The organism is Flavobacterium sp. NPDC079362, from assembly GCF_050267765.1.
Lineage (GTDB): Bacteria > Bacteroidota > Bacteroidia > Flavobacteriales > Flavobacteriaceae > Flavobacterium > Flavobacterium azizsancarii.
Genome location: NZ_JBNNFM010000024.1, coordinates 15,211 through 34,264, shown reverse-complemented (window position 1 = coordinate 34,264; position 19,054 = coordinate 15,211). Strand labels below are relative to the sequence as shown.

Here is a 19,054-nt window from a genome sequence, read left to right as displayed (position 1 = left end):
TTTTTTGTTTTCGATTGGGCCTGTTTAGATTATCTTGCTAAAAAAAAAGATAATTAGATTTTTTTTTAATTTAATAATCGGTTTCAGTTTGTTGTAAATCAGCTTTTTATTCCTGTTGTTTTAGAATGTGTATTTTTTTATTGATTTTTTTTTCCTGTCCGTGCAACCATTTTATAACTTCACTCGTCTATGCTAATAGAAGACTGTTACTAAACCAAAAACCAAAGGCTTATTAATGAAAATTATCCGTTTACATCAAGAAGAAACCGAAATTATTAAGTTGGCTGTCGACAATAATCGACAAGCACAACAGCAGATATACAGTCGGTTTTCTTCGAAAATGCTTAGTGTTTGTCGACAGTATATAAAAGACATTCAATTGGCAGAAGATGTAATGATTACGGCTTTTATGAAAGTGTTTACCAACTTAAATAAATTTGAACACAAAGGAAGTTTCGAAGGCTGGATTCGAAGAATTATGGTGAACGAGTGTATTTCGTATTTAAGAGTTCAGAAAAAAATAATATTTACCGAAGATGAAATTTATATCGAAGAAAGCTTTAATGCAATTGACAATCAGTTTTCGATAGATCAAATTCAGTTTTTAATAGATGCCTTGCCGGACGGTTATAAAATGGTTTTCAATTTATATGCTATAGAAGGATACAAACACAATGAGATTGCAAAGATGTTAGGAATCAATGAGGGAACATCGAAGTCGCAATTATCGCACGCAAGAAAAATGCTGCAAACACAGATTAATACATTAAAAAAACAAGAATATGGAACCGAATAATTTTGAAAAGGATTTCCGTGAAAAACTAAATCAACGTACTATCGAGCCAAGTGATAAGGCCTGGGATCGATTAGACGCAATGCTAAGCGTTGCTGAAGAAAAAACAAAGTCTATAGTTCGACTTCGCTCACTACAAGCTTCGAAAAAAAGATGGCTATATGTCGCAGCAAGTATCGTTGGGTTTCTATTAGTTGGCACATTCTTTTTTAATCAGAAGAAAAGTATCGTTGAAACACCAAAAAATAATATTGTAATTGAACAGCAAGTAAAAAAAGATACTGTTGCAAAACCAGTTTTAGATGTAATAGATTCTGATAAAACAGAAGTTGCAATTTCAGAAAAAGCGCCAATATCCAATCCAGCAAAAGAAGAAAAGAATCGTAATGTAAAACTAAATAAAACCATAAAAAATGAATCAAATCAAATAGCGGAGTCTTCAATCATCATCAAAAACAATCAGGAAAAACAAACAATCAATAGTAAAACTTCAGTTGCTGAAACTTCTAAAAAAGAAACAGCAGAGCAATTATTAGAAACGGCAGAAAAAACTGTAGTAGCTGAAAATTCAGTTAAGCCAAAATCAAAAATCAGGATCAATCCAAATGATCTCCTCAATCAGGTCGATGGAGAATTAGAACTTTCGTTTAGGGAAAAAGTGATTACTAAAGTAAATAAGAATTATCAAACCGTAAAAGTGGCTTTGGCAAATCGAAATCAACAGGAGTAGAGAGAATAGAAGAAAGAAATAAGAATATAGATTTTAGTTCCGGAGGAACGATTCATATTGTAGCGTCGGGTTTTAACACGATGAATATAGAATATAGAATTTGCATTTAATAATTAAATAATCATCATCAATCATCAATCATCAATCAATTTAAAAAAAAATCAATCATGAAAAATTTTACACTTTACCTTGTTATCCTCGTCTTCTTATTTGTTAGTAAGGTTCTGGGTCAGGAAACCTTTGAATCAAAAGCAAAGAAAATTGCCAATAAAATAGAAAAGGTTACAAAAGAAGAAAAGGCAGCTTTGAAAGAAGAAGTAGAAACTGTAAACGTTCAATTGTCTGAAGGGAAAATTACGCAGGAACAAGCAGATAAACGCAAAAAAGAATTAGCAGAAGCCAGAGCAATAATCATTGAGGAAAAAGTAACTGCAGCTCAAAATGAACTTAATGACTTAGTGCAGCAAAAAGTCGATGGAAAAATAAAAGAGCAGGATTCATCTCATATTTATGTTATTCGCTGGGATCCCAAAAGAGATAAGGATTCAATTCATGGAGAAAAAAGAACCACTTCGCAATTTGTATTTGCAATGGGTTTAAACAACATGATGGTAGATGGAAAACTTCAGGATGCTAATTACAGTTTTATCGGTTCGCATTTCTACGAATGGGGTTTTACCTATAACTCCAGATTAATGAAAAATGATAATTTATTGCATGCTAAATACGGGCTATCATTGATGTATAATAATATTCGCCCAACAGATAACAGAAGTTTTGTAGTAAACGGTGATCAGACAGTTTTGCAAACAAATGCGATTAATCTTGACGAATCACGTTTTAGAAATGTTTATGTCGTGTTGCCGTTACATTTAGAGTTTGATTTTTCTAAGCCACAGGTCAGTAACGGAAAGACTTATTTTAGAACACATAAAAGTTTCCGTTTCGGGATTGGTGGTTATGCAGGAATCAATGTAAAATCAAAACAAATCTTAAAATTTGATCAGGACGATCTAGATTATAAAACAACAATAAAAGGAGATTACAATGTAAAAAATTTTATTTACGGATTAAGTTCTTACGTAGGTTACAAAGCTTTGAGTTTGTATGCAAAATATGATCTAAACCCATTGTTTAAGGATAATCCTGTAAAAGAAAATAATATTTCTTTAGGATTGAGGCTTGATTTAAATTAAGAATAAAGTTAATTAGTTAGTGAAAGAAGTGCTTCGAAAGAAGCGCTTTTTTTTATTTGAAATCTCCAAATTTCAAGATTGATTTATGTACTTTTACAGACTTCAAATTTTTTAAATATTTTACGTTTTGATTTCACAAGCTACTATTGATTCTGTTTTTGAAACTGCTCGTGTAGAGGAGGTTATCGGTGATTATGTTAATTTAAAACGTGCAGGGAGTAACTTCAAAGGACTGAGTCCGTTCTCAGATGAACGCTCTCCGTCGTTTATGGTGTCACCTGCCAAAGGAATCTGGAAAGATTTTAGTACAGGAAAAGGAGGGAACTCTGTTAAATTCCTGATGGAACATTCGCAGTTTACCTATCCTGAAGCCATTCGGTATTTAGCCAAAAAATACAATATCGAGATCGAAGAGACAGAACAAACCGATGCTGAAAAAGCCATGACGGATGTTCGTGAAAGTATGTACCTGGTTTCAGAATTTGCAAAGGATTATTTTCATAAAACCCTTTTAAATTCAGAAGAAGGAAAAGCAATTGGACTTTCATATTTTAAGGAAAGAGGTTTTACTAATGAAACCATCAAAAAATTTAGTTTAGGATATTCGCCGGAAACCTGGGATGCTTTGACAAAAGAAGCTTTAGGTAAAGGTTATAAGCTCGAATTTCTGGAAAGTACCGGTTTGACAATTCCTAGAGAAGATCGCCCTTTTGACCGTTTTAAAGGTCGTGTTATGTTCCCGATAGAAAGTATGTCCGGACGTGTTTTAGGTTTTGGAGGACGTATTTTAACAAATGATAAAAAAGCGGCGAAGTACTTAAACTCGCCGGAAAGTGATATTTACCATAAAAGTAAAGTACTTTATGGTATTTTTCAGGCCAAACAATCGATCGCCAAGCAAAATAATTGTTATCTGGTAGAAGGTTATACAGACGTAATTCAATTCAATCAGGCCGGAATAGAAAATGTTGTAGCTTCATCAGGAACAGCTTTAACGCCGGATCAGATTCGTTTAATAAATCGTCTTACAAGAAATATTACAGTTCTTTTTGATGGAGATGCTGCAGGATTACGTGCTTCTGTTCGAGGAATCGATTTGATTCTGGAAGAAGGAATGAACGTGAGAGTTTGTGCTTTTCCTGACGGAGAAGATCCGGACAGTTTTGCACGAAAAACGTTTCACGATGATCTAGTTGCCTATTTAGATGAAAACAGTAAAGATTTTATACAGTTTAAGGCGTCACTTTTAATGAAAGAGGCTAAAAACGATCCTATAAAAAAAGCCGATTTGATTCGTGATATGGTCGTTAGTATCTCGAAAATTCCCGATCGTATTCAGCGTGAAATTTATACACAGGAATGTGCCAGAATTATGGATATTTCTGAGCAGGTACTTGTGAGTACTTTGGCTCAGCTTATTCAAAAAGATCTTGCTGATGTTAATAAAAAACAAAAACAGGAACAGAAACCTTTTGAAGTTTTTAGAAATCAAAGCCCGCAAAACACAGGTTATTCAGGAGGAGATCCGGAAGATCCAAGAAATGGGCCACCAGAGGATTATTATCCGGGTGAACCGGGATTTGCAGCAGAGCCAACAGAAAAAGTTGATATTTTATACCGCCTGGAGCGAAAAGTAATTGAGATTTTATTGCTTTACGGAGATAAAACAGAAGAATTTGAAGACGTACTTTTAAAAAATAATGACGAAGGCGAAGTTGTAATGGTTTCTGAAAAGAGACAGTACAAAGTTTATGAGCGTATTTATTTGAGTTTGCAGGAAGATGAGGTTGAACTGTCTAATAATTTGTTTCGTGATATCTTTACAGATTTAATTGGATTTTTTAACCAGAATGAAAAATTTAGTCTCGAACAATATTTAATGCGTTTACAGCCTGATTTTGCTCAGGAAGTAACGGATATTTTAATGGAAGATGAAAGAGTGACACTGCATGATTGGGAAGGTCAGAATATCTTTTCGAAAATGAAGCACGAAACGATTGCACAATATGTTACTGAAACTATTATGTCTATGCGTTGGTTTTTGGTTGATAAAATCATCCAGGAATTAAAAAGCTCTATAAAACCTGATAGTACAGATAATACAGAGCTTTTGTCTATGGTTGTTGATTACTCGAAATTAGTTAATTCGTTTTCAAAAAAACTAGGACGAGTAATGTCGCGATACCATTAATTTAAATAATTTCTAAAGTCTTAGCCTTATTTACTAAGTCAACTAAATTAGTAACGTTTAATTTAGTCAATAATCTTAGTTTGTAAGTACTGATCGTTTTCTCGTTCAGATTTAAGATTTTAGAGATTTCATTGTTTTTCTTACCATCACTTAAGTAACGTAATACTTCGATCTCACGATTCGAAAGTTTTCTGTACAAACGCTCACTTTTGCTTTGTTTAGCAATAAGAGCCATGTTTTTACGTACAGTTTCGTTGATGATAATTTTACCTTCATGTACTTTAATGATAGAAAGACCTAAAGTTTCAAGTTTTTCTGTTTTGTGCACATACCCGGAAACTCCTGCTTTAATTGCATTTGGAGCGTACATTTGTTCAGCGAGGTCACTAAAAATTACAATTTTTGTTTTTGGGAAATTTTTCAAAATCGACTTCACTTCGAAGATACTCGAAAGCCCTTCCAGCTCTAGATCGAGAATTAGGATGTCAATTTCCTTTGTCTGAAGGATATCTCTAACCATTGAAAAATTGCCTACGTTGGCAACAATTGAAATTTGATCGTGGTCTTTAAAATAAGACTTAACGCCAAAGTGAGTCACAGGATGATTGTCTGCAAGACATACTTTAATCATAATTTTTACCTTTTTTAGAATTGTTCATGTTTTTGGAACTGTAAAATTAATAAATAAATTCTGTAATTAATTGCAGACAAATGTTAAAATGTTTTATTTTAACGTTTTTGGTATTATACAAACCGGAATTGCGTCCATTTTATGCTTGTTGCTGGTGTTTAAACGTTTATAAATTTCAAAGACAGATTTTTCTCTCCCAGTGAAGTCAGCTGGCGTTTTTCCTGACTCCGCGGCCAACATTGCCCATTCAAGTTCGTCATAACTTGCTCCTAATTGATCTTCATCCGTGCGATTGTCTCCAAATAATCCATCGGTAGGCGCAGCTGTTAAAATTGATTCAGGAATTGTTAAAAATGCTCCAAGAGCATAAACATCCGATTTCATTAAGTCAGCAATTGGACTTAAATCGACTCCGCCATCACCATATTTAGTATAAAATCCTACGCCAAAATCTTCTACCTTGTTTCCGGTACCTGCAACTAGCAAACCATTAAGTCCCGCTAAATAATATAAAGATGTCATTCGTAAACGAGCACGTGTATTGGCTAATGATAAGCTCACTTTGGCTTCGTTATCTGTTTTTGGTACCGCAGTTTTAAAAGCTTCAAAAGTAGCTGTAAGGTCAGTTTCTACATCAGAAACATTCGGAAAACGTTTTTTTAATTGATCAATATGTTCTCTTCCTCTTGAAACTTGATTTGGAGCCTGATGAATTGGCATTTCGACACATAAAACTTTTAAACCTGTCTGAGCGCATAGTGTAGAAGTAACAGCAGAGTCAACTCCACCTGAAATTCCAATTACAAAACCGTTTACTTTTGCATTGTTAGCATAATTTTTTAACCACTCTACAATGTGGGTATTTACTTTTTCTGTCTGGATGGTACTTTTTTTAGCCATAATAGTTCAGGTTTTAAGATGTAGCGATGTATATTTGCAGAATATTTTTTAAGTATAGATTTACTTAAAATCCAGCAACACAAATCTAATTAAAATAAAATGAAAATTTATCGCTTTGCAATGGTTCTGTGCTTGTTTTTTTTGTCCTGTGAGCAAAAAACTAAAGTAGAAAAAGAAGTCGAAGAAATACCGGTTGATATTAAAGTAGAGCGTTTTGATAAAGTATTTTTTGAAACTAAACCAGAAGATTTAGCTAAAGTAAAAAAACAATATCCGTTCTTTTTTCCGGCAGGCATCGAAGATGATATATGGTTAAAAAAAATGCAGGATCCGCTTTGGAAAGAAGTATATGCAGAAGTACAGAAAAAATATTCCAATTTTGAACCTGTGCGAGAGGAGTTTAATAAGTTGTTCCAGCACGTAAAATATTATTTCCCAAAAACAAAAACTCCTAAAGTAATTACGGTAATTGGAGAAATGGATTATAATGCTAAAGCCATTTATGCAGATAGTCTGGTAATTGTAGCTTTGGAATTGTATTTGGGAAAAGAACATAAGTTTTATGAATTCCCAAATTATATTAAGCAGAATTTCGAAGAGAAACAAATTATGCCAGATGTAGTTTCTAGTTTTGCTTACAGAAATATTCCCGCTTTTCAGGATAAAAACCTGGTTTCGCAAATGATTTTTGAAGGAAAACAGCTGTACGCAAAAGATCTGCTTCTGCCTGAATATACAGATGCTGAAAAAATGGGTTATACAGCAGAACAAATAAAATGGTGTCAGGAAAATGAAGCATATATGTGGCGCTTTTTTATCGAAAATGAAATGTTGTACAGCGATGATCCAAAACTAACAACACGATTTATTGCACCTGCTCCGTTTTCTAAGTTCTATTTAGAAATCGACAATGAATCACCCGGACGAATTGGTGCGTGGCTGGGATGGCAAATGGTGCGATCATACATGAAGAATAATACTAATGTAACCTTGCCGGAATTATTAAAAGTAAATGCAAAAGAAATTTTTGAAAAATCAAAATATAAACCTAAGAAGTAATGTCAGATACAATAAACTCAGAAATTAGATTCAATATAGAATTAGATGAAAACCGTGTGCCGGAAAAATTAACTTGGAGCGCACAAGACGGTGGTGTTCAGGCTGAAGAAGCAAAAGCAATTATGTTGTCTATTTGGGATAGTAAAGCCAAAGAAACGATGCGTATTGATTTGTGGACAAAAGATATGCCGGTTGATGAAATGAAGATTTTCTTTCATCAGACACTCGTAGCAATGTCGGATACTTTTAAACGTGCAACAGATGACGAAAAAATGTCAGATACAATGAAAGATTTCTGTGATTATTTTGCGGAAAAACTGGAACTAACGAAATAGTTAAATTCCAATTTTTGAAATTTTAAATTCCAACACAGGAAAGAAATTCTAATAAAATAAAAAATCCCAAATTCCAATTAAAACTTGGAATTTGGGATTTTTTTTATTTTTCACATTCTGATAAACCTCAGAAATTGAAAATTGGAATTTTTTTATTGGAATTTAAAATTGCGAGTTATTTTTAAAAACCTCCTGATTAACTTCGTCAATATAGTTTAAAACTTCGTCTTTTCCTGTTTGTTCTGTAGCAGAAGTCACGAAATAATGAGGCATTTCTTCCCAGTTATTGGCAAACATCTGTTTTTTGTATGCTGCAATATGCGAGTCGATTTTTGTCTTGCTGATTTTGTCTGCTTTGGTAAAAATGATGCAAAACGGAATTTCGCTTTCTCCCATATATGACATAAATTCAATGTCTATGGATTGTGCTTCATGACGAATATCAATCAAAACAAAAGCGCAAACTAGTTGTTCTCTGGTTTCAAAGTAATCTGTAATGAATTGCTGAAAAACAGATTTCGTTTTTTTAGATACTTTAGCGTATCCGTAACCAGGTAAATCGACCAAAAACCAATTGTTGTTAATCTTAAAGTGATTAATTAACTGTGTCTTTCCAGGTCTTCCTGAAGTTTTAGCTAAATTTTTATGATTGGTAAGCATATTGATCAAAGAGGACTTGCCTACATTTGATCTTCCGATAAAAGCATATTCCGGCAAAAAATCCTGTGGACATTTTGCAACTTCAGAATTACTGATTATAAATTCGGCGGTATTAATTTTCATGTTTTTTGTGTTTAAGACCTCCTTAAAGTCGAAAGTTTAGTGCTATAAATTTTTTTTAACGAGCCATTCTTCAAGAATTGCATTGAATTCCTGAGGATGTTCCATCATAGCAGCGTGTCCACATTTGTCTATCCAGTATAAAGTTGAATTAGGCAATAATTTATCAAATTCTTCGGCCACATTGGGTGGAGTTACAGCATCGTTTTTACCCCAGATAATACAGGTTTCAACTGTCATTTTTGGTAAATCTTTCGCCATATTATGACGAATGGCGCTTTTTGCAATTGTTAGGGTTTTGATCAGTTTGATACGATCGTTAACCGTTGCGTATACCTCGTCAATAAGTTCCGGAGTTGCAATTTTAGGGTCATAAAATACATCTTCAGCTTTCTTTCTGATGTATTCATAATCTCCTCTTTTTGGGTAACTGTCTCCCATAGCGCTTTCATAAAGACCTGAGCTTCCGGTAATTACTAATCCTGCTACTTTTTCAGGGTATAACTTAGTGTGGTAAAGAGCAATATGTCCTCCAAGGGAGTTGCCTAGTAAAATAACTTTGTCAAAGCCTTTAAAAGTGATAAAGTCTTTCACGTATTTAGCAAAGCTTTTTACGTTGGTTTTTAAAATACTTTGGGTGTATATTGGCAAATCCGGGATAACAACTTTGTATCCTTTCGTTGGGAAATATTCTGCTACAGCATCAAAGTTACTAAGGCCTCCCATTAAGCCATGTAAAATAACGATAGGAGTTCCTTCTCCAGCTTCATAATAGCTGTATTTGCCTTCTTTTTTGTAGTGTTTGTCCATTTAATTTAATGCCAATTTCAATTGGGACAAATATAGGGTTTAATAAATAAAAATGGATTTTTGCTACCGTTTTTTAACTAGATAATTTTAGTAGAATATGTAAGTGTTTAAAAATCAGCTTTTATAGGGTGTTTTGGTGTGTTTCCTAAATGTTAAGAAAACTGCATAATAACTAATTTTTTAAGAAATATTATGCATTATTTTTTTGATGTCGAAATGTTATTGACTATTCGTTAATTATAAGTTAAAGTATTGATTGTCCATAAATTAAGCCGGGTGGTAGGAAAGTGGTTAAACTTATTAACAAAGTGGTATTTAGTGGTAAAATGTGGTAATATTTTTTATATTTTTGCTGTGTAACATATTAATGTAATTTTCTTGAACACAATTGTTGGAACATATGAGTGTAAAGTCGATGCTAAAGGGAGGCTAATGATGCCTGCACCCTTGAAAAAGCAATTGGCTTCTTCTCTTCAGGACGGATTCGTTTTGAAGCGCTCTGTTTTTCAGCCGTGTTTAGAATTATATCCAATGGAAGAATGGAACTTGATGATGCAAAAAATCAACAAGCTGAATCGTTTTGTAAAAAAGAACAATGATTTCATTCGAAGATTTACTGCTGGAGTTAAAGTAGTAGAGATTGATGCATTGGGAAGGTTATTGGTTCCAAAGGACTTGGTAGCTTTTTCAGGTATTTCTAAAGATGTGGTTTTTTCATCTGCGGTTAATATTGTGGAGATTTGGGATAAAGATTTATATGAAAAATCAATAAGCGGCGAAGATATGGATTTTGCAGATTTAGCCGAAGAAGTAATGGGAAATATTAATGACGACGACAATGGAATATCATAATCCGGTTTTGCTTCATCCTACAGTTGATGGTTTAAATATTAAACCAGATGGCGTTTATGTAGATGTTACGTTTGGTGGCGGTGGTCATTCAAAAGAGATTTTGAAACGATTAGGGCCAAACGGAAAATTATTTGCTTTTGATCAGGACGAAGATGCATTGGCAAATGCGTTACCAGATGAAAGGTTTATCTTAATTAATGAGAACTTTAGGTTTATAAAAAGATTTCTTCGTTTTCATGGTGTTAAAAGTGTTGATGGAATTTTGGCTGATTTAGGTGTTTCATCGCATCAGTTTGATGTTCCGGAAAGAGGGTTCTCGACAAGATTTGATGCCGAACTCGATATGCGGATGAGTCAGAAAAATGATTTAAATGCTTACCGTGTGGTTAACGAATATGAAGAACAGGATTTACGTCGTGTTTTTTTTGATTATGGGGAGTTGAAGAATGCACCGGTTTTAGCAAGAACAATTGTAGAGGCAAGAGAACATCTGCCAATAAAAACTACAGATGAATTAAAAGATGTTCTGGCAAAATATTTACCGGAAAGAGTGCGTAATAAAATATTGGCTCAGATCTATCAGGCAATTCGTATCGAGGTAAATCAGGAAATGGATGTTTTAAAAGAATTTATCGAGCAATCTCTTGAAATTCTAAATCCGGGCGGAAGATTTTCTGTTATCTCTTATCATTCGTTAGAGGATAGATTGGTAAAAAGATTTATTAAAAACGGAATGTTTGAAGGTGAGCCGGAACGTGATTTCTTCGGAAATTTTTCTGTTCCTTTTAAAACGATAGGAAAGTTGATTGTTCCGGATGATGCCGAGATCAAAATCAACAACAGAGCAAGAAGTGCAAAGCTCAGAATTGCTGAGAAGATATAATATATATAGGTAGAAAATGAAAGGTGGAGTATTTGGCATATTAAAAGCAAGATTTTTATTAAACGATGACGCGGTAAAGAACTGGCGTTTTATTGTTTTTATCATTTTACTTGCTATTCTGATGATTGCCAATACACAACGATACGAACAAAAGGTTTTTGAAATTGCAAAGCTGAATAATGAAGTAAAAGAATTGCGATCTGAATTTGTAGATCGTCGTTCAGAATTAATGAAGTTGAAGATGGAATCAACAATATCGGATAAAATGCTTGAAAAACAGATTTTTCCGTCAACGGTTCCTCCGGTTAAAATAGAAGTAAAAAAAGAAGAAGAAAAAGGTTTCTTTAAAAGAATATGGCAGTAGACGATAAAAATATATCCTACAGAATTTACCTCGTAGCAGTTTTCATCTTTGTGATGGCAATTGCTATTGTTGTTAAGTTAACCAATATTCAATGGGTTGAAGGAGATTATTATAGAAAACTGGCAAAACAGCGTACGGTTAGAAATTTTGTAATTCCGGCAAACAAAGGAAACATCTATTCTGCTGACGGAAGTTTATTGGCAACATCAATTCCTAATTACGAGATTCGTTTTGATGCGAAAGCGCCAAAAACAGAAACTTTTGAAAAATATGTAAAAGCATTATCAGATTCACTGGCAACAGTTTTAGATAAAACAGGAAGTTATTTCGAAAAAGATCTAAGAAAAGCGAGAGCTAATAAAAATAGATATTATCTGATCGCGCGTAATTTGAGTTATACTGAATATGTAAAAATAAAAGGTTTTCCATTATTTAATTTAGGAGCTTTTAAAGGTGGGATTATAATTGAACAGGAAACTGTTAGAAAACATCCGATAGGAAAAATTGCCGAAAGAACAATTGGTTATGATCGTATCGATCCTGCAACAGGAGTAGAGGTTGGTAAAGGAATTGAATGGGCTTTTAAAAATTATCTGAATGGAAAAGACGGTAAGATTTTAAAGCAAAAAATTGCAAAAGGACAATGGAAACCTATTCGTGATGTCAATGAAGTTGACCCACAAGATGGTTTTGATGTTATCTCGACAATCGATGTTTTTATTCAGGATATTGCGCACCATGCCTTATTGAAACAGTTAGAAGAATACGAAGCAGATCACGGTTGTGTGGTAGTTATGGAGACAGAAACAGGTCATGTAAAAGCGATTTCAAATTTAGGAAGAGCAGAAGACGGATCGTACTATGAAACTACAAATTATGCTGTAGCAGAGTCTCATGAGCCAGGATCTACTTTTAAATTAGTTGATTTAATGGCGATTTTAGAAGATAAAGTTGCAGATACAAGTACTGTTTTTGACAGTCATGGAGGAGAAGTGAGATATTATGGTCGTGCTGTTCGTGATTCGCATAGAGGAGGTTACGGTAAAATTTCGTTAGCACGTGGTTTTGAACTTTCGTCTAATACAGTAATGGTTCAGGCGGTTTATGATAATTATAAAAGCAATCCATCAAAATTCGTCAATCATATTAATAGTTACGGCTTAAATAAAACACTGGGATTGCATTTTCAAGGAGAAGGAAGACCTTACATACCACAACCTGGAGACAAGCATTGGTCAGGAGTTTCATTGCCATGGATGGCTTTTGGTTACGGAGTTTCGGTTACGCCAATGCAAACGCTGGCATTGTATAACTCAATTGCCAATAATGGAGTAATGGTAAAGCCTCAATTTGTTTCAGAAATTAAAGAGTGGAACAAAACCATCAAAAAGTTTGATGTTGAAGTGATTAATCCAAAGGTGTGTTCTCCTGAAACTATCAAAAAAATTAGAGCAGTATTGCTTAATGTGGTAAAAAAAGGAACTGGTTCTAAGTTGTATTCGAAAGATTTTTCGATGGCAGGAAAAACAGGAACAGCGCAGGTAAACTATGGTGGTAAAGAAGGAAAGTCAGCATTGTATTATGCATCTTCTTTTGTTGGGTATTTCCCGGCAGATCATCCTAAATATTCTTGTATTGTAGTGGTTCATAAGCCAAATACATCAAAAAATAATTATTACGGAGCAGATGTTGCAGGGCCGGTTTTTAAAAGAATTGCCCAAAAAATATTTACAGATGCGCCTTCGACAAATAAAATTAAGCAACTGGATTCTAAAATTTCAAAGCAAGAAATCAGTTACGATAAGTATGATATAGAATCCAGAAAAAAATCAAATCAGATTCCGGATTTAAAAGGAATGCCGGGAATGGATGCAATCGCTTTACTGGAAAACTTAGGTTTGAAAGTAAGAGTTAATGGAGTAGGAAAAGTAAAAAAACAGTCATTACAGGCTGGAGAAAATATTAGTAAAAACACAACAATAGTATTAGAATTATCGTGAAAATACTGAAAGACATATTATATAAAGTAGCTATTGAGTCTGTAACGGGTTCGACGGAAATTGATGTACATAAAATTGAGTTTGATTCAAGAAAGATTGAAGCGAATGATGTTTTTGTAGCAATTCGCGGATCGCTTTCTGATGGTCACGATTATATAGAAAAAGCAATTCAATTAGGAGCTGTTGCGATTATTTGTGATGCATTGCCGGAAAATATTGAAAAAGGAGTCACTTATATTAAAGTAAAAGATACGAATACTGCTTTGGCTTTTATGGCAGCTAATTATTTTGGAAATCCTTCTGAAAAATTAAAATTAGTTGGTGTTACAGGTACAAACGGAAAAACAACAATTGCTTCATTATTGTTTCAGTTGTTTCAAAAAGCAGGTTTTAAAGTTGGTTTGTTGTCAACCGTGAAAATAATGGTGGATGAAACAGAATATAAAGCAACACATACAACTCCGGATTCGATTACAATCAATCATTATTTAAATGAAATGATCGAAGCAGGTGTTACACATTGTTTTATGGAAGTGAGTTCTCATGGAATTCACCAAAAACGTACAGAAGCGTTGCATTTTGTGGGCGGGGTTTTTACGAATCTATCGCACGATCATTTAGATTATCACCCAACTTTTGCAGAATACAGAGATGTAAAAAAGTCATTTTTTGATTCATTGCCAAAAACAGCTTTTGCTTTATCAAATATCGATGATAAAAACGGGCCTGTGATGTTGCAGAATACAGTTGCGAGAAAATTCACTTATGCATTAAAGTCTTATGCTGATTTTAAAGCAATAATATTAGAAAGTCAATTATCAGGATTACTATTAAAAGTGAATGATAATGAAGTTTGGGTAAAATTGATAGGGACTTTTAATGCTTATAACGTTTTAGCGATTTACGGTACTGCTGTAGAGTTAGGAATGGATAGTCTTGAAGCATTGCGATTACTGTCTGATTTAGAGAGTGTTTCAGGTCGTTTTCAATACATTGTTTCGGCTGGTAATATTACAGCGATTGTAGATTATGCACATACTCCGGATGCTCTTGATAATGTTTTGAAAACAATAGGCGATATCCGTACTAAAAATGAGCAACTAATTACAGTTGTAGGTTGTGGCGGAAACAGAGATAAAACGAAAAGGCCAATTATGGCTAAAATTGCTACAGATCTTAGTGATAAAGCAATTTTAACTTCGGATAATCCGAGAAATGAAGATCCTGAAGTGATTTTGGATGAAATGGAAAAAGGGGTCGAAGCGCATAATTATAAAAAACTATTGAGAATTACCGATAGAAAACAAGCGATTAAAACAGCTTGTCAATTGGCTCAGCCAAATGATATTGTTTTAATTGCCGGTAAAGGTCATGAAACGTATCAGGAAATAAATGGTGTTCGCCATCATTTTGATGATATGGAAACAGTAAAAGAAATTTTAGATCAACTAAATAAATAATTAATCAATTTTAATTCTAAAATACCACACGACAAAATTGGAATTTGGAATTTCAAGATTGGAATTTAAAATATAAAATATATGCTATACTATTTATTTGAGTATTTAGACAAAACAATGGATGTCCCAGGGACAGGTGTTTTTCAGTACATCACCTTTAGATCGGCTTTGGCATTGATGCTTTCTTTGCTTTTGTCAACGATTTACGGAAAAAGAATTATAAACTTTTTGCGTAAACAACAAGTTGGCGAAACTGTTCGTGAGTTAGGTCTGGCTGGTCAAAATGAAAAAGCGGGAACTCCAACAATGGGAGGATTAATTATCATTTTTGCTACACTGGTACCGGTTTTGTTGTTTGCTCGTTTGCACAATATTTATATAGTATTGCTTATTGTAACTACTCTTTGGATGGGGACAATTGGTTTTGTAGACGATTATATCAAGATATTCAAAAAAGATAAACAAGGGCTTAAAGGAATTTTTAAAGTTATAGGACAAGTTGGTTTGGGAATTATAGTTGGAGCGGTTCTTTATTTTAATCCTGCAGTAACAGTAAGAACAGATACCGGTAGAACAGATGTTTTTAGAACTGCGACAAATACAGCTGTTGTTTTGCCTGCACCAATAGAAGAAAAATCAACTGCAACAACGATTCCTTTCGTAAAAAACAATGAATTTGATTATGCTGAATTATTAGCGTGGACTGGTGAAGGATATGAAAAATGGGCTTGGTTGATTTTTATTCCGGTTGTGATATTTATTATTACTGCAGTTTCTAACGGAGCTAATTTAACGGATGGAATTGACGGGCTTGCCGCAGGAACTTCGGCAGTTTCGGTACTGGCACTCGGGATATTTACGTTTGTTTCAGGGAATATTATTTTTTCTAATTATCTAAATATTATGTACATCCCTAATTCTGGGGAAATGACTGTTTTTATATCTGCATTTGTGGGAGCTCTAATTGGGTTTCTGTGGTACAATTCTTATCCGGCATCTGTTTTTATGGGAGATACAGGAAGTTTGACTATTGGAGGAATCATTGCGGTTTTAGCTATTGCCGTTCGTAAAGAATTATTGATTCCCTTATTGTGTGGAATCTTTTTGGTAGAGAATTTTTCAGTGGTTTTACAAGTAAGTTACTTTAAATATACCAAAAAGCGTTTTGGAGAAGGGCGAAGAATTTTTCTAATGTCGCCATTGCATCATCATTACCAAAAGAAAGGATATCATGAGAGTAAAATTGTAACCCGTTTTTGGATCGTTGCAATCATGTTAGCCATATTATCAATTGTTACTTTAAAACTTAGATAGATGAAGAGATTGGTAGTACTTGGCGGAGGAGAAAGTGGCGTTGGAACGGCTATTCTCGGAAAGAAACAAGGATACGAAGTTTTTGTATCTGACTTTGGAAAAATAAAGGAGAGTTATAAAGAAGTTCTTATCATTAATAAAATTGCTTGGGAAGAAGAAAAACATACTGAAGACCTGATTTTAAACGCCGACGTGGTGATGAAAAGTCCCGGAATTCCTGAGAAATCTCCCATAGTACAAAAGCTTATCGCTGCCGGAATCAAAGTGATTTCAGAAATCGAATTTGCTAAACCTTTTACTGAAGCTCTGACAATTGGGATTACCGGAAGCAACGGTAAAACGACCACAACGATGTTGACACATCATTTGTTAAAATCTGCTGGTTTGAATGTGGGCTTGGGAGGAAATATTGGAAAGAGTTTTGCCTGGCAGGTAGCCGAAAATAAATTCGATGCATATGTCCTTGAATTAAGCAGTTTTCAGCTCGACGGAATTATAGATTACAGGCCGGATATTGCCATTATTACAAATATTAGTCCGGATCATTTAGATCGATACGAATATAAATATCAAAAATACATCGATTCAAAGTTTCGAATAACAATGAATCAGACCGAAAGCGATTATCTTATTTACGATGCAGATGATGAGGCAATTGCAGAATGGTTAAAGAACAACACAACAAAAGCAAAATTAATTCCTTTTTCGTTAACGAAACAATTTGATGAAGGGGCTTCTATAAATAACAACAAAATGGAAATAAAGATCAACCAAGAAGAGTTTACAATGGAAACAGAATACATTGCGTTAGAAGGAAAACATAACATGAAAAACGCAATGGCAGCAAGCTCTGTAGCAAAGTTGATGCAAATTAGAAATGCAACAATTCGTGAAAGTTTATCTAATTTTCAAGGTGTTGAACACCGCTTAGAAAAAGTATTAAAAATTCAGAATGTTCAATATATCAATGATTCAAAAGCAACAAATGTAAACGCAACTTTCTTTGCTTTAGACAGCATGAATGTTCCTACGGTTTGGATTGTTGGAGGAGTTGATAAAGGAAATGATTATAACGAATTGATGTCATTAGTTCGTGAAAAAGTAAAAGCAATTATTTGCCTGGGAGTTGATAATCATAAAATTATTAATGCTTTTGGTAATGTTGTTGATATCATGGTAGAAGTTAATAATATGAACGATGCTGTAAAAACGGCACAACGTTTAACAGAAAAAGGAGATGCTGTTTTATTATCTCCAGCCTGCGCAAGTTTCGATTTATTCGAAAGCTACGAAGACAGAGGAAAGCAATTTAAGCAAGCTGTACATAACTTGTAGAAAAAAAGTTTCAAGTTCAGGTTTCACGTGAGGAAAAACTGAAACCTGAAATAAGAAAAACCTGAAACAAAAAGATTATGAAAGAACTCGTAAACAAACTTAAAGGAGATAGGGTAATATGGTCATTCGTGGCTTTATTGGCGTTGTTTTCGTTTATGCCTGTTTTTAGTGCGAGTAGTAATTTGGCATATATAGGTCACGGAACCGGAAATACATTGGGTTATTTGGTAAAACATCTGGCTCATATTTGTATTGGTTTTTTGATTATTTATTGGGTGCACAGAGTTCCGTATCATTATTTCAGGGCGATTTCGAAAGTAGCGCTTCCGGTAGTTTGGGTTTTATTGGCCTATACGCTTTTAAAAGGAACTGTAATAGCCGGTGCAAATGCAAGTCGTTGGATTCAAGTACCATTTATAGGTATTACATTTCAAACTTCTACTCTGGCAGCTAGTATATTGTTTATTTATGTAGCACGTTATTTGTCGAAAGCAAGAGATGAAAATGAGCCGTTTCAAACATCATTAATACAACTTTGGTTACCGGTTTTTATAACATTGGCGCTTATTTTACCAGCGAACTTCTCAACCACCGCGTTGATATTCTCAATGGTAATTATGTTAACATTTATAGGCAGGTATCCATTAAAATATATTGGTTTTATCATAGGTTCAGGAATTGCAATGCTTTTGTTTTTCCTTTTGATAGCCAAAGCCTTTCCTGATTCAAGATTCTTTAGCAGGGTGTCAACTTGGGAAAGTCGTATTATGAACTTTACCACTGATAAACCGGATGAAGATGATTATCAAATAGAGAAAGCTAAAATCGCAATAGCGTCAGGGCAGTTTGGTGGAGTTGGACCTGGAAAAAGTGTACAGAAAAACTTTTTGCCACAATCGTCTTCTGATTTTATTTATGCGATTATTGTCGAAGAATATGGTTTGGTTGGCGGAGTAGCAATTTTGGTCTTGTATTTATTGTTATTGTTCAGATTTGTAATTGCATCGCATAAAGCCAATACGCTATTTGGGAAGTTAGTCGTCGTCGGGCTCGGTTTTCCTATGATATTTCAGGCGATGATCAATATGGCAGTTGCAGTAGAATTATTGCCGGTAACAGGGCAGACACTCCCGTTGATCAGTAGTGGAGGTAGTTCGATCTGGATGACCTGTTTCTCTCTCGGAATCATTATTAGTGTGACCAAAAAAGACGAAGAAATCGCTGAAGAGCTAGAAGAAAAAGAAAGAAGAAAAGAAGCACTTCAAAGATTAATTGACAAAGAGCTAGCCGAAGAAGATTTGATTGGTGATGAAAAGCAAGAGGTGTATGAAGAAGAAGGAATGTATTCTATTGAGGATAATTCCAGAAATCCGATGAATGCAGTATTAAATAAATAAGATTAAAAAGAATAATTTTTAAAG

Annotated in this window: 18 protein-coding genes; 14 read left to right on the top strand and 4 right to left on the bottom strand. The window is 34.1% G+C overall.

The features are described from left to right. The first annotated feature begins 235 nt into the window (after window positions 1–235). From ACQKCJ_RS18005 to dnaG, 4 genes are all read left to right on the top strand, one after another. A complete protein-coding gene (locus tag ACQKCJ_RS18005; protein WP_427402595.1) occupies window positions 236–796 on the top strand; it encodes an RNA polymerase sigma factor in 561 nt (186 codons plus the stop codon). Further along, entirely contained in the window at window positions 783–1,523 is a 741-nt protein-coding gene (locus tag ACQKCJ_RS18000) for a hypothetical protein (RefSeq protein WP_427402594.1), read from the top strand. Before ACQKCJ_RS18005 ends, ACQKCJ_RS18000 begins: the two co-directional genes overlap by 14 nt. Before the next feature lie 167 nt (window positions 1,524–1,690). After that, window positions 1,691–2,719: a hypothetical protein gene (locus ACQKCJ_RS17995; protein ID WP_427402593.1), complete on the top strand. Its 1,029-nt coding sequence runs from the start codon at window positions 1,691–1,693 to the stop codon at window positions 2,717–2,719. Between the two features lie 127 nt (window positions 2,720–2,846). Further along, window positions 2,847–4,910 (top strand): DNA primase, encoded by a 2,064-nt coding sequence (gene dnaG, locus ACQKCJ_RS17990; protein ID WP_427402592.1) that lies wholly within the window; start codon window positions 2,847–2,849, stop codon window positions 4,908–4,910. A 1-nt stretch (window position 4,911) separates the two neighbouring features. Here the strand turns inward: dnaG and ACQKCJ_RS17985 are convergent, their stop codons facing one another. Then, a complete protein-coding gene (locus ACQKCJ_RS17985; protein ID WP_026730588.1) occupies window positions 4,912–5,541 on the bottom strand; it encodes a response regulator transcription factor in 630 nt (209 codons plus the stop codon). A gap of 93 nt (window positions 5,542–5,634) precedes the next feature. Further along, window positions 5,635–6,441 carry an NAD(+) synthase gene (nadE, locus tag ACQKCJ_RS17980; protein WP_271336528.1) on the bottom strand — a complete coding sequence of 269 codons (807 nt, stop codon included), beginning with the start codon at window positions 6,439–6,441 and terminating at the stop codon, window positions 5,635–5,637. A gap of 99 nt (window positions 6,442–6,540) precedes the next feature. Here nadE and gldB point away from each other — a divergent pair, with 99 nt between their 5' ends. Next, window positions 6,541–7,500, top strand: coding sequence for a gliding motility lipoprotein GldB (gldB, locus tag ACQKCJ_RS17975; protein ID WP_271336527.1), 960 nt, complete (start codon window positions 6,541–6,543; stop codon window positions 7,498–7,500). Continuing rightward, window positions 7,500–7,835 carry a gliding motility protein GldC gene (gene gldC, locus ACQKCJ_RS17970; RefSeq protein WP_029273283.1) on the top strand — a complete coding sequence of 112 codons (336 nt, stop codon included), beginning with the start codon at window positions 7,500–7,502 and terminating at the stop codon, window positions 7,833–7,835. Before gldB ends, gldC begins: the two co-directional genes overlap by 1 nt. Before the next feature lie 162 nt (window positions 7,836–7,997). Here gldC and yihA read toward each other — a convergent pair whose 3' ends face one another. Both yihA and ACQKCJ_RS17960 read right to left on the bottom strand, forming a co-directional pair. Beyond that, window positions 7,998–8,618: a ribosome biogenesis GTP-binding protein YihA/YsxC gene (gene yihA / locus ACQKCJ_RS17965; RefSeq protein WP_271336526.1), complete on the bottom strand. Its 621-nt coding sequence runs from the start codon at window positions 8,616–8,618 to the stop codon at window positions 7,998–8,000. Window positions 8,619–8,660: 42 nt separating this feature from the next. Beyond that, window positions 8,661–9,425, bottom strand: coding sequence for an alpha/beta fold hydrolase (locus ACQKCJ_RS17960; RefSeq protein WP_271336525.1), 765 nt, complete (start codon window positions 9,423–9,425; stop codon window positions 8,661–8,663). A 378-nt stretch (window positions 9,426–9,803) separates the two neighbouring features. Here ACQKCJ_RS17960 and mraZ point away from each other — a divergent pair, with 378 nt between their 5' ends. From mraZ to ACQKCJ_RS17920, 8 genes are all read left to right on the top strand, one after another. Further along, window positions 9,804–10,277 (top strand): division/cell wall cluster transcriptional repressor MraZ, encoded by a 474-nt coding sequence (gene mraZ / locus ACQKCJ_RS17955; RefSeq protein WP_271336524.1) that lies wholly within the window; start codon window positions 9,804–9,806, stop codon window positions 10,275–10,277. After that, window positions 10,252–11,160: a 16S rRNA (cytosine(1402)-N(4))-methyltransferase RsmH gene (rsmH, locus tag ACQKCJ_RS17950; RefSeq protein WP_427402591.1), complete on the top strand. Its 909-nt coding sequence runs from the start codon at window positions 10,252–10,254 to the stop codon at window positions 11,158–11,160. The genes mraZ and rsmH overlap by 26 nt, the downstream gene beginning before the upstream one ends. A gap of 16 nt (window positions 11,161–11,176) precedes the next feature. After that, on the top strand, window positions 11,177–11,524 hold the full coding sequence (locus ACQKCJ_RS17945; RefSeq protein WP_271336522.1) for an FtsL-like putative cell division protein: 348 nt from the start codon (window positions 11,177–11,179) through the stop codon (window positions 11,522–11,524). Beyond that, window positions 11,515–13,524 carry a penicillin-binding protein gene (locus ACQKCJ_RS17940; protein WP_271336521.1) on the top strand — a complete coding sequence of 670 codons (2,010 nt, stop codon included), beginning with the start codon at window positions 11,515–11,517 and terminating at the stop codon, window positions 13,522–13,524. Before ACQKCJ_RS17945 ends, ACQKCJ_RS17940 begins: the two co-directional genes overlap by 10 nt. Further along, window positions 13,521–14,984, top strand: a complete 1,464-nt coding sequence (locus tag ACQKCJ_RS17935; protein ID WP_427402590.1) for a UDP-N-acetylmuramoyl-L-alanyl-D-glutamate--2,6-diaminopimelate ligase — start codon at window positions 13,521–13,523, stop codon at window positions 14,982–14,984. The genes ACQKCJ_RS17940 and ACQKCJ_RS17935 overlap by 4 nt, the downstream gene beginning before the upstream one ends. Before the next feature lie 81 nt (window positions 14,985–15,065). Beyond that, window positions 15,066–16,298, top strand: a complete 1,233-nt coding sequence (gene mraY, locus ACQKCJ_RS17930; RefSeq protein WP_271336519.1) for a phospho-N-acetylmuramoyl-pentapeptide-transferase — start codon at window positions 15,066–15,068, stop codon at window positions 16,296–16,298. Then, window positions 16,299–17,633, top strand: coding sequence for a UDP-N-acetylmuramoyl-L-alanine--D-glutamate ligase (gene murD, locus ACQKCJ_RS17925; protein ID WP_271336518.1), 1,335 nt, complete (start codon window positions 16,299–16,301; stop codon window positions 17,631–17,633). A gap of 77 nt (window positions 17,634–17,710) precedes the next feature. Further along, a complete protein-coding gene (locus ACQKCJ_RS17920; RefSeq protein WP_271336516.1) occupies window positions 17,711–19,030 on the top strand; it encodes an FtsW/RodA/SpoVE family cell cycle protein in 1,320 nt (439 codons plus the stop codon). Window positions 19,031–19,054: the final 24 nt, after the last annotated feature.